Origin of the sequence: Bacteroides sp. CAG:189 (assembly GCF_000432295.1) — a bacterium.
Lineage (GTDB): Bacteria > Bacteroidota > Bacteroidia > Bacteroidales > Bacteroidaceae > Bacteroides > Bacteroides salyersiae.
On the sequence record NZ_HF991018.1, the window covers coordinates 24,279 to 37,137 of the forward strand.

5 protein-coding genes are annotated in these 12,859 nt (G+C 44.0%); 2 read left to right on the forward strand and 3 right to left on the reverse strand.

What is annotated here, in order from left to right:
- Nucleotides 1–367: 367 nt before the first annotated feature.
- From QVP90_RS03855 to ruvA, 3 genes are read right to left on the reverse strand one after another with little or no spacing between them, the layout of a single operon-like run.
- The gene (locus tag QVP90_RS03855; RefSeq protein WP_021935703.1) at nucleotides 368–1,357 is read right to left on the reverse strand and encodes a DUF3843 family protein; all 990 of its coding nucleotides are present in this window, start codon (nucleotides 1,355–1,357) and stop codon (nucleotides 368–370) included.
- Nucleotides 1,358–1,396: 39 nt separating this feature from the next.
- Nucleotides 1,397–8,773, reverse strand: a complete 7,377-nt coding sequence (gene sprA, locus QVP90_RS03860; protein WP_021935704.1) for a T9SS outer membrane translocon Sov/SprA — start codon at nucleotides 8,771–8,773, stop codon at nucleotides 1,397–1,399.
- A complete protein-coding gene (gene ruvA / locus QVP90_RS03865) occupies nucleotides 8,770–9,366 on the reverse strand; it encodes a Holliday junction branch migration protein RuvA (protein ID WP_025819005.1) in 597 nt (198 codons plus the stop codon). The genes sprA and ruvA overlap by 4 nt, the downstream gene beginning before the upstream one ends.
- 156 nt (nucleotides 9,367–9,522) lie before the next feature.
- Between ruvA and QVP90_RS03870 the strand changes: the two genes are divergently transcribed.
- Both QVP90_RS03870 and QVP90_RS03875 read left to right on the forward strand, forming a co-directional pair.
- Nucleotides 9,523–10,422: a diaminopimelate dehydrogenase gene (locus tag QVP90_RS03870; protein ID WP_007482409.1), complete on the forward strand. Its 900-nt coding sequence runs from the start codon at nucleotides 9,523–9,525 to the stop codon at nucleotides 10,420–10,422.
- Between the two features lie 302 nt (nucleotides 10,423–10,724).
- Nucleotides 10,725–12,854 (forward strand): DUF3857 domain-containing protein, encoded by a 2,130-nt coding sequence (locus tag QVP90_RS03875; RefSeq protein WP_021935705.1) that lies wholly within the window; start codon nucleotides 10,725–10,727, stop codon nucleotides 12,852–12,854.
- Nucleotides 12,855–12,859 lie beyond the last annotated feature (5 nt).

Genomic DNA, 12,859 nt, shown 5'->3' on the forward strand with positions numbered 1-12,859 from the left:
TGCGTTTCGTTTTAGTGACTCGATTCATAAACAGATATCCTTTCATTATAAATGAACAAATAAAACTTGAAAATGTTAGAAATGGTTCCATCCGTATGAAACTTATCGTTCCAACCATATGAAACCAATCGTTCCAATAGGATGAAACCGATCGTTTCAAGCATATGAAACGAATCGTACCCATAAGATGAAACGAAGGAAAACCTGATTTGGCCCTCTATCGAGTATTATTTCACTCTCCTGTTCAACTGATTATTTGCTTTGGCAGGCTTTGATTTCCCGATCCGTTTCCCGGTAGGCTTTGGTTTTCCACTACTTTTAGAACGGGAAGCACCGGAAGAGACATTCTTTCTTATACCACTCATCATTATCTCCCTTCATAATATTCACCCAAGAAATAACGGGCAATAAAATCCCAGTTTTTCTCCAGTATTTCTTTTCCATTCTCAAAGGGAAGCTGTGCTTGGGGGAACAAATTCCGTTCCATGGCATGCTTTAACAAGTCGAACGGGCAACGGCCCTTATCGGTAAACACCTTATACCCTTCTGCCGAAGCCGCCGCTTCATTGTATGCAGTTTCATTGCGTTTATCACAAAAGAATTGTGCAACACCCGGTGCCATCAGGATACCTTTGGGATTGGCAAACACAACGACATTGTCACCATCCTCATCCGGTTTATCGGGAATATCCGCCCGATTCCAATGCAGATGCTTTACAAAGAAATCCTCCATCTGCCCGTAAAGCGGAAAATACATCAACTGTTCACCATGCGAAGCTTCCAAAAAGAGCTTTACGCTTTCCGGCAATTGAATTTCCGGAGTTATTGCGGGAACGGCAGTCCGTTCCACCAATAGCTGTTCGGACGGCAACACCCAATCACCGGAAGGGACTTCCGTAATAGGCGCCTGCTCAAATACATGATCCATCAACCGATAAACATCTCCGGCCAATCGCAGCATCTCTTTATCAAAGGGGTTGGCAACCGTCGCCGAGAAATCATCGTCCGAATTGAGTTTCCACAGGACAAAAGCAATATCGGTTTCGTTTATCTCATCAGGAATATAATCTTCCGACAACTCATAAAAAGGAAGGTAACTACCATATAGCTGATGACACAGGTCGCAGAAATGCCGCCATCCGCCTGCATTCGCTATGTTGTCTTCCAGATATAGAGTCAGCATAATGGCAGCCCGTTGTATATCCTCTGTCCGTTTTCCGATATAGGGTTGTGAAGAGCCGATCAACGAGAAAAGCCGGTTGGCAAAGTCCAGATACCATTCATCCGTAGAAACCGACTTTGCACGAGGATGAGGCCGAAGCCACGACTGCATAAATATCTTTTTATTTCGTTCCATATCACGAGGGTATTTTTTTAATAAAGCATCGGGAAAGTATTATCTTGTAAGCGAGAATTTCAGTCTCATTCCGAAATCCGCACTGGTCACCGGATAAGAGCTGGCAGATACAAGCGGCGTATTTTTCTGACGATCATAATAGAAGCTGACACTAAGCAGGCGGCTCAGCGTATAGTCCGCAGAGAAAGAGATTTTAAGTGCCTTGTTACCACTGGTGGCCTGCGTGGTCACTTGCTGGATATCCCGGGCAAGAGCAGACTGATTACGGAAAGACACATCCATACGCAACGCGAGGTCGTTGCTTATCTTATTCTTCGAATCCTTCTTATTGCGTCCCGGGAAAAGTTCAAGACCCATGATCTTATATCCCATACCCAATACGAAATCTTTCGTACTGCTCTCTACAATCTGATTGGCGGCAAGGCTGAGATTAAGAATTCGGGTAGTCTTGTATTCCACCTTGGTAGTGATGCCGTTTTTGAAAGTAACGTCCACGCCTAACAAAGGAGAGAACTGTTCGTTGATGGAAACAGCAGAAACGTCATACATAGAGGACGGAACAGGTATACCGGTCTGTATATCATCTACAAATCCCCAATCCCCCATGTAGCTATGGAAATTCTGGAACGTACTGTAACTACCGACACTATACGTACTGCGATAAGCATGATTCAACGTCACACTCTTAAAGTATTTCTTGAAAAATTCAAGTTTGCTCAATCCGCTGTAAGTCACACGCCAGTTAGGCATCATAGACAAGATACCCGGGAACAGGTCGAGAGCACTGTTGCTTGCACTTCGTCCGGTGTAAGCCGCCAGGAAAGCCGGTATCATCACGTCAGAACTATATTTGTTCACCTGATACAATGGCTGTTGATTCAAGCCACTCTGCCCCTGATAAGGAACTCCGGCATACATATTTTCTATCCTGTTCTTTATGATATCCAGATTTCCTAAAAAGCGGTTGAAAGAAGAGGATGAGTAACCGTTAGAAGCACTGCGGCGTTCGAATGCACTACCGATCGTGATCACCGTCATATTGAAGTTACCGCTCTGTATCTGAGGCATGCCTTCATACATAAACTGAATCTGATTGGATTTATTACGGGTACGTCCGGCATTAAGATCGATCTTCAAATCACGGACAGGCTCCAGCGTCATACGTATCTGTAAATCTTCCTGGGCATTGGTTGTTGCCGGACTTACTACAGAATCTGAAACCAGCCAGCCGTTATCCAACGCCTTGTTAATATAACTGTCGCCCGTCATACCGAAAGCAAAATCAAGTCCCGGAGCAAAACCGGACGCTCCTTTCGTCTGCCCGAGCATATCCCCTATTTCCGGTCGGAAACCGGATATGGACATCGCATAGGTGTTTTTATAAGTAACACTTACATTACGTACCATCATAGCGACACGCGCTGCCGACTGTGCTATCTTATACCAACGGTTATCTTCGGGTTTCGGGCCTTGTATAGCGGTCAGTTTTATCCGGATGCTGTCTCTTGTTTCGATGCGAATGGTATTGGCATCCATCACTTTATAACGAATCGGATAACGGTTACCATCTACTGTCAGTGCCGAGACTTTCGGTTTCTTCGACCCCAAGCTATGACGAACGGTCACCGTAGTATCTTTCTTCAACTGTATCTCTTTTTCATACCGTTTCGGTTTCTCTTTCTTACGCGTATCCGGACGACGCGCCGAAGAAGTAGCGGCAAAACGACGGTTGGTAGCTTTAAGGAAAGGCACCTTATTATATAGAGTCTCCAAATTGAAACGCCCGTTCACATCGATACTGCGCTGGTTCGAAATGGTATTACCCATCTCTCTCCCATCCGAAAGCGACACACCGCGATCCCAATTGTAAGAAGAGTTAAAACGGGTATCCGCCGTAATCCAGTCGGTAGCAGGAATTTTATCGAATGGCAGTTTATACGAAGCATTGAATGTCTGCTGATAATCGATCGGACGTCCGAAACTCAACAGACTACGACGTATCGTATCCTTCTTCGCTTCATATTCATCCGGATCGAGCGTCTTGTTTACCACTCCATAAGGTTCTTCTATCTCGGCACGAGTGGCCGAAGTGAAATTCATACGAAGATTCTTCGTCAAATCCCAGCGCAAGGCAAAGTCGCGATTCCACAGAAAATCTTTCGCCACACTTACGGGAATATCGGCAGGATCGCTCAAGTTCTCCATATCACGCAGTTGGAGTTCGTAATAGTGACGGCTCATATCCGTATTGAAAGAGATATTCTGCGGCAGATAACTCAAGTTCAGGTCTTTCACAAATTTCATCCATTTGGATTTGCTCTTCAATCCTTTGAAGGGTTCCCAAGCTTTGTAAACGGGAGCATAATTATAAGACAACGCCCCACGCCAGTCCGTTTCATTTTCATAAACAGTGGTACTGCCCTGGTTATGCCGTTTCGTACGGCTATAGCTCATGGTAAAGTTACCCGGATCATAAGGCATCGGATTTTTACTGGTAACCCCTACACGCATATTACTCAGACTGAAATTCTTGTACGTCGTTATCTCGTTGGCGATGTTCCGTAAAGAATCCCGTTCCCTGTCGTTAGCCAATGCATCAAGTGCATCCTTCAGCAACATATCCTTATCCAACGGATTATACTTGGGAGAAGTTTTTTCACGGGAATAAGAGTAGTAAATCGGGGCACTCAACTTCACCGCTTTCGGGAAGAAACGTCCCAGTTCAAAGGTGGTAGTGAACTGATATTGATAATAGTCGTCCAAGCGACGCTCGCTGACACTCTGTTCCAATCCGCCGAATCCCGCAGTCTCTACATGTCCGGCCATACTTACACTACCGAGGTCGGAAAGTTGCACATTCATATTTCCCTGTGCTGCCCAACCGCCGTCTTCATCAAAATCGGACAGACGCAATTCGTTCACCCAAACCTCTATCGACTTTTTAGAGCGCGAATTATTGCGCACACCGATCATCATCGTCTTCACTTCCGCCAATGACGGATTACCGATAATACTTATCTTGTTGGCCGGTTGCTCCGAATCGTATTCGGAATAAAGTTTTCCGTAACTGACACCGCTCAGAGGATTGTTCTTCGCCTGATTACGTTTCTTCTTCAAATCGGTAAAAACAGAAAGAGCAATGTCCAACATATTATCTTTAGGCCACACAATGAGTTGGTCGGATTCCGAATCTCCATTATAATGTCCGGCAGGAGTCAATTTCAACGGTATTTCGTATTCATAGAAATTAGAACGATAGTCGGATCCCAAACGAATGAATACGGATAACTGCCCATCTTCCGGATCGGTAACATTGTCGGTCAGCGCTGCTGCGTGAGCAAACATCTTCAGGCGACGATACTGGCGCATGTCCATTGTAGAGTTTTTGTATACGGCACGTGCATCACCCGGCGCCAGATCTTCCAGCTTCAAACTCATGGCCTGCTCATTTTGCTGGCGTAACTGCGGCTGTCCCGGATCTACAACTCGACTGATGCCTGGAGGCATTACATAGTTTACCGGCGTTTTATCACCATTCTCTTCTATATTGACAGTAGACACATCCAATGTACCGGTTACAGTAGGAGCCGGATTTTGAAGATTGTACAAAGGATCTGTATACGTACGCCATTCGCCACGCACCAGTTCCAGCGTAGCAAAACGCAAAATAACAGGTTTCTCGAACTGGGTAAGGAACATACGCATGAAACGTATCGATTTAAAGTCTTTGATATTACCGATAGGCGTTCCGCTACGTACAGGAACCTTAAACTGATACCAAGTTACCTCTTCCGAGCTGCCATTACGCAGTCTTACTTTCGATACCCGTTTATCCGTAATGTAATTCTGCCCGACTTCCAGTTTGGAAGGAGTCAGGTGAATTCTATACTGAAAATATCTTTCCGTCTCCGAAAGGGTATTATCCTGATTGATATCTTCAATATCAGGACTATCTTTGGCAGCAGTCGGGTAACTTTCCGGAGAATCTTCCTTGGCAACCGAGTTGCCCTCCGTATTATTAAAATACTTGTAACGTTCGAGAATGCTTTTCTCTTCGGCATCATAGTCCGATCCGCGATAGTAATGAAATTTATCACCGGCCGGTGAATCATAGAATTTCTGAAAGGCATCGGCATTCAACTTCGGCCGTATCTCTTCAAGATACTTGGCATATGTAGGATAGTTCCTTTCATCTTCTACCGATAGTCCGTTGAATCCGACATCCTGCTTCTTGCGGGCTCCTGCCGTATTATCAAAAGCATATACCAGACTACGGTCTTTGGGCACACGTCCCCAAACCGTATAATCCACCCGGGACGGATCGTCATCGATAGGCAAACCGTTCTCGAAAAACTTCTTTCCATCTTTCAGGATATCCTCAGAAATATCTCCTAAGTTGAAATACAGATATCCGCCTTCGTTCGTACTGCGGGCATTCTTTCTTGTTGAAGTACCCGGTTCGTCTCCATCGACATAAATAAAGGGATCGAGCAACCAGAACTCCAAATACTCGATGTTATTCTTTTCAAAATCACTGGTCTCTATTTTACGCATCATTCCTCCCCAACGCTTTGCAGGATCCAATAGATTTCCATTTTCATCCAAATCCCTGTCCAAGTTGTAAGGACCGCGCTCCTGCGGATAATAGGCGACATTCAACACTGACATAGTGGACGTTTCCGTATTGTTATAATCTTTGCCGGGAAACAACTCCGGTTCATAAACTTCACGGACATAATGATTGGAAAGCTGGTCCAAGTCATTTTTAATATGGGTCGGAGTCAATGAGGAATTACGGCGGGTAAACAAACCGTCGATATGATACCAGGCCAGCAAAGCACGGTTTTTCCCAATAGCCGTACTATCGGAAAGGTTGGTACTTGCCTCCGGAAATAATATCTGTTCGCCGCTTCCCCCGTTTAGAGGCCCTTTTGCATTATAAGGAATAGAAGAGAGCTGCCAATTTAGCGGTTGACTTAAATCGATTCCACTTTGAGAACTTTCAAAATCATCGATATAAGAAGAGTTGTCCTGCAATCCTCCGCTATGTCCCGGGATAAGCTGGGCAAATTCCAATCCCAAGTTTATATTCGACGGGGCGGTAGCTTCGACAAAAGGCAACTTATCCACCATATTGGTCAGCCACTGGCTTTCCCGCTTCCACGACGCATTCAGCCCCCACAAAGTATTCGAAATAGGTTCGTCTCCCATAGCCACCTTGGTGGTCATCGGTTTTTCACTCAGATGCATAATGGTACCTCCCAACTGAAAATCCGGTGAAAAATCATACGTGAAATTCAGCCCCAACATCGTTTTTCGCTGCATGTTGTAAGCCGTATTACTTTCAAGATTCACACTGATCGCAGTACCTGCATCGATGATACTTTGATTCAGGATGGTAACTACTCCCATCGTATAGTCAACCGAGTAATCGGAGTTTTCCGTCAGCGTCCGTCCACCAGCCGTGACACGCACCGATCCCCGGGGGACATTCATCGAACCAAGACGTATCTCATTGGCAGACGAGGCACGGTACTCTCCCTGCAGACGGAATTTATCTTTCTCCGCCAACTGCTTGGCCACCGTCAATGTAGAGTCATACAACTCCGTAAATGCATACTTATCGGCCAGTTCCTTATTGCCGAGTTTATCGGCCAGATGCTTACCGAAAGGTTCCACCACCGGGAAGAAGATACGACCGTTTTGCGCATTGACCGTATACCCTTCGACAAAATCGAAGAATCCGTCACTACCCACCTGGTTCTTACTGTTCAAACGATCCAGATTCATCACCTTAAGCAAAGGTATCTTATTGATTTTCCCTTCCGGAATGTATCGCAGATACACACCCGTAGTATCACTCAAATAGGTAATATTCAACGTAAACTTCTCCGATTGCACCTGATAAGCATTCAATGAATAGACGTTTTTCATCATCAAATCCCAGCAATTGGAGTTCGGAGAATTAGAGGTGTTTTTCAATAACTTCACATAAAGACAATTTGAAGTTTCCTTTATATCGGAAGAAAATTCACCGACCTGATAGGTCTTACCACCGATATTATATTCAAATGCAACGGCAAGCACCTCGTCGGGCTGCAAAGTCTGTTTCACCGAAAGATATCCTAAAGTGGTGTTCAGCGTATATTCCGAAGAAGTAAGCAAACGGGCACTTTCTATCTTCTCATAATCCATCCCGCTCTCCATCCCGGGAATACCCTCCATTACGGCATTTACCGAACTGATATCACGTGCGGCGGAATAAACATTCACCATCTGGCTATACAGATTATTGGCACTATTCCTCGGAACTTTATTGCCTCCCGATTCGGAGGACCACGGCGAACCGGCAGGAAGATTGCTCTCTCCCAAATCCGTCAACGCCACAATATTACGGGGGTTATCATAATTACCCCGTTTGTTGGTCACCCACACTTCAATACGGTTAATCGTGACACCGGAAAGAATATTCGGCAATTGCGCCATATTCTCATCATACCTATCCCGAAAATAATGCGCCAGAAAAAAGTGACGGTTCTCATCATAATCGGCTGCCGAAAAATCAAAAGAAGTCGTCTGTGCCCCGCCCTTACTGTTCACCGTTTTCGATTCGCTTTCCTGCTGGCTGATAACCGTCTGCAACTTCAATTTTCCAAACTGCAAATCAGCGCGTACACCGAACAGGGAAGTAGCCCCCCGTATCAATGAATTACCGGTAGTCATACTCACATTACCGGCTTCCAGCAGTTTTATGATCTCATCTTCTTTACCTTCATATTTCAGCTTCAACTTTTTGCTGTCGAAATCAAAAGTTGCATCCGTATTATAGTTCATGTCAAGGTTCACCTTATCACCCACTTTACCATTGACATTGATATTGATCTTTTCATCAAAGTCGAATCCCCAGGTCTTACGCATACTTTCGGGAAGAGTCGGATTCTGGACATTGTTATACTTCATTCCCATACTCAGTTCAGCACTTCCCTGAGTTCTGATCTGAACGCCACCCGGGCCGAATATCTTTTCTGCCGGCCCGAGATTGAACTTCATGTTCGTGAAGTCGAATTCTTCTTTTCCTTTGGTGAATACCGAGTCGTTGCGTTGGCGATAATAGTTCTGCATAGAACGTTTCATGCTCCAGTCCAGATATTCGGCAGGAGTCATTATGATAGGAACTTCCATTTCCTGCCCTCCTACAATGGTACGGATCAGATAGCGGTTGGTCAATGCATCATACTCTACCTTCTCTTCAACAATAGGCATAGGCTGGAGCACTTGGGCAACAGCAGGCAAACTTCCTAAACATAAAAATAATATGCCAATAAAGTAATGTGTCGACATACCGGCGAACCCGCGACATACCCACGCAGCACATTGGTAAATTGAAACATTAAAAAATTGGCATATTACTTTCATAATCTTTTCAAAGCAAGTTTAATAACTTTCTCTACAGCCGCATCGGGCTCATCTTTCAAAATGGCAAGTACTACTTTTTGTGAAGGAGCAGCCGCAAACCCAAGCATAGTAAGTGCAGCTACCGCTTCTTCCTGTATTTCGGTATTCATGGCAGACAGCAACATAGCCTGTCCGCCTCCGCTTGCGGGTACGGAAGTCTTTATTTTATCTTTCAAATCAACAATTACACGTTGTGCCGTTTTCAATCCGATCCCCTTCACGGTTTTCAACATGTTGGCATTTTCTGTGCTGATCACATTTACCAACTCGGCCGGAGAGAGTGCCGAAAGAATCATCCGCGCCGTATTACCGCCGATGCCGGATACGGAAATCAATAACAGGAACAACTCACGTTCCTGCTTGTCCGCAAAACCATAAAGCACATATGCATCTTCACGAATGGCTTCATAAATATAGAGTTTGCAAGTGCTTTTTCCTTGAATTGCAGAGTATGTATTTAATGAAATATTTACCGCATACCCCAAACCGTTACAATCGATTATCGCTGTTGCCGGACTAAGTTCGGCAATCTCGCCTTTGACGTATTCTATCATAATATCCTTATAACGCACGCGCACGAGAAATATTGTGCTTTACTAACCTTGAGCAACAAAAACTAACTTTAACAACCCTTTTAGGGCAATAAACAGAGAAAATGATTATTTTTGCGGCATAAAACAAGAAATATGTTAAACAAAACCAATAAAGAAATGAAAAAAGTAAGAGCAGCCATCGTCGGATATGGCAATATTGGTCACTATGTACTGGAAGCGCTCCAGGCAGCCCCCGATTTCGAAATAGCAGGTGTAGTCCGTCGTGCAGGAGCCGAAAACAAGCCGGCCGAACTGAATGATTATGCCGTTGTGAAAGACATCAAAGAGCTGCAGGGAGTAGACGTAGCCATTCTATGTACTCCTACCCGTAGCGTAGAATCCTATGCAAAAGAGATTCTGGCATTAGGTATCAATACGGTAGACAGCTTCGATATCCACACAGGTATCACCGCTCTTCGTCGTGAACTCGGTGCTTGTGCCAAAGAGCACGGGGCTGTATCCATCATTTCGGCCGGATGGGATCCGGGAAGCGATTCGATTGTACGTACCTTACTGGAGGCGATTGCGCCCAAAGGAATCACTTATACAAATTTCGGCCCCGGCATGAGCATGGGACATACGGTAGCCGTAAAAGCCATCGACGGGGTGAAAGCCGCCCTCTCAATGACTATTCCGACCGGAACCGGTATCCACCGGCGCATGGTATACATCGAACTGAAAGACGGTTACAATTTCAACGAAGTAGCTGCAGCCATTAAATCCGATGCCTATTTTATAAATGACGAAACCCACGTGAAGCAAGTAGACAGCGTGGATGCATTGCTCGACATGGGGCATGGTGTAAACCTTACCCGTAAAGGAGTATCCGGTAAAACCCAGAACCAATTGTTTGAATTTAACATGCGCATCAATAACCCCGCATTAACCGCACAGGTTTTAGTTTGTGTAGCACGTGCTTCCATGCGCCAGCAACCGGGATGTTACACCATGATAGAAGTGCCTGTAATCGATCTCCTTCCGGGAGACCGTGAAGAATGGATCGGACATCTGGTATAAAAAACAGAAGAAATTTCCATAATAATTACTAAATAGCGCATTTATTTTATTCACTATCCTCCGACACGGATTGAAGTAATGATATTTCAGAACCCATCAACCGAAGGGGATAGATAGTTCGATAAAATGAATGCGCTATTTTTATGCACCATCCCCAAGAAAAACACGCCAAAAATCAGAAACTTCAGAAAGTTGTATGTATTTTCTTTCTTTTATTACACAAAAAAGAACACAAAACGAACATTATTTATTTTTTTGTATATATTTGCATTATTAAATATTATCAAAAACGCACAACAACTATGGACTGTAAATTAACCTTTTTTTCTATTACTCCGGCTCTGTATACACTACCTGCCTTCGTTCGCAAGTTTACAAACAATAGTTGCAAAAACAATCATGTATTTATCCATACCGAAAAAACTCTAAATAAAATAAATATGAAAAACCTATTAATCATCTTGTTTGCCTGTTTCATGGCAGGACAAGTTTATGGACAAGAAATTTCCGTACCGGAAGTTAACACGAAATTCGGCAAACCTTCGGATGAAGAACTCAAAATGACAACCTATGCACCGGATACCACAGCGACTGCTGTTGTACTTTGTAAAAAGACCGGTGCATTTTATGATTTTGTAGCCGATGATTTCCGGTTGAATTATAGCTATGAAACCAAAATTAAAATACTCAAACCGGAAGGAACCTCTTTTGCGGATATCTGCATACCCTACTATGAGAATGAAAACCGCTCTTCAATGAAAGAAACTGTCAGTCAGATAGACGCTTTTGCGTACAATATCGAAAACGGGAAAACAGTACGTACCAAAATGAAACGCGAGTTTATCTATAAAGAGCGGCTCAATGACAAATATATGCAAGTCAAGTTCTCCATTCCTAATGTAAAAGTAGGGACTGTTATCGAATATAAATATAAGGTATTATCCGATTTCTACTTCAATATAAATGATTGGAGTGCCCAACAATCCATTCCTACTCTCTATACGGAGTATGATATCACCGTTCCGGAATATTTTAAATTCAATCTGGATGTACGCGGCACGGAAAGACTGGAAACAACAGACGATTCGGAAGCGGTCAATCTCAGCATAGGCAACCAACTACTGCAATGCAACGGCCGTCATCTCAACTTCAAAGGCAGACAACTTCCTGCCTTACACGATGATGATTATATCTGGTGTGTAAATGACTATAGCACACAAGTCAATTTCGAATTGGGAGGCTTGGACTTTCCCGGTGCCCTCTACAAATCATTCACCCAATCTTGGGAAAACATAGATAAAATGCTGCTGGAAGACAGCGAGTTCGGCGGACAGTTGAAAATACGCAATCCTTATCGGGAAGAAATGGCTGCTTTGAACTTAGACCAACTGAAAAGCATCGAAGAAAAAATAAGTGCCATCTATACTTTCTTAAAAGGAAAAATCACCTGGAACGAAGAATACTCACTTTATGGAGGTAAAAGCAAAAAAGTGATCAAAGACGGCATGGGAAACAATGCGGAAATCAATTTCATACTAATGAGCATGCTCCGGGATGCCGACATTCCCTCTTCCCCTGTAGTCATGAGCCGCCGCAATATAGGAATACTCCCTTACTCCCATCCATCCGTACAAAAACTAAATACTTTTATAGTAGGCGTAGCAAACACCGACAGTACGCTTGTTTATCTGGACGGTTCCGTAAGAGACGGTTACATCAATATACTTCCTCCCGTGTTAATGGTAAACCGGGCACGCGTGATCATGCCCGGAAAAGGCGGATTATGGGTTGATTTAAGCAAGACCTGCAAAAGCCAGTTACGCTCTATCGTAAATGCTACCATCAGCCCGGATGGAAAAATATGCGGCAATCGCAATACCAGTTATACAGGCCAGTATGCCTCATCATTCAGAAGAAAATACCGGACCGCCAAAGACAGTACGGAATTTGTCAACGAACTTGCTACCCAAGAAGACATAAAAGTCAACGTATTCAATGCACAAGGAGTAGACCGGTTCTCACCGCAAGTGAAAGAAACGGTTATTTTTGAAAAGCAGGCAACTACCAATGACAATTTCATCTATCTCAACCCGCTTATATTCTTACATACGGAAAAGAATCCTTTCACACAGGCAGAGCGGAAACTACCTGTAGAGTATCCTTTCACCGACCAGGTCGTATTATCCGTTAACTTGACATTGCCGGAAGGATACACAGTAGACGAATTACCGAAACCGCTACTGGCAAGAACAGAAGACAAGCAGGGTATGTGCCGTTATGTTCTGGAACAGAAAGAGAATAAGCTGACCATCAACTACACATTCTCGTCCAGCAAATTATTATATCTCCCTGAAGAATATCCCGGACTGCAAAACTTCTGGAAAGTAATAGCCGAGAAGAACAATGAAACTGTAGTACTTAAGAAATTGTAATTCTA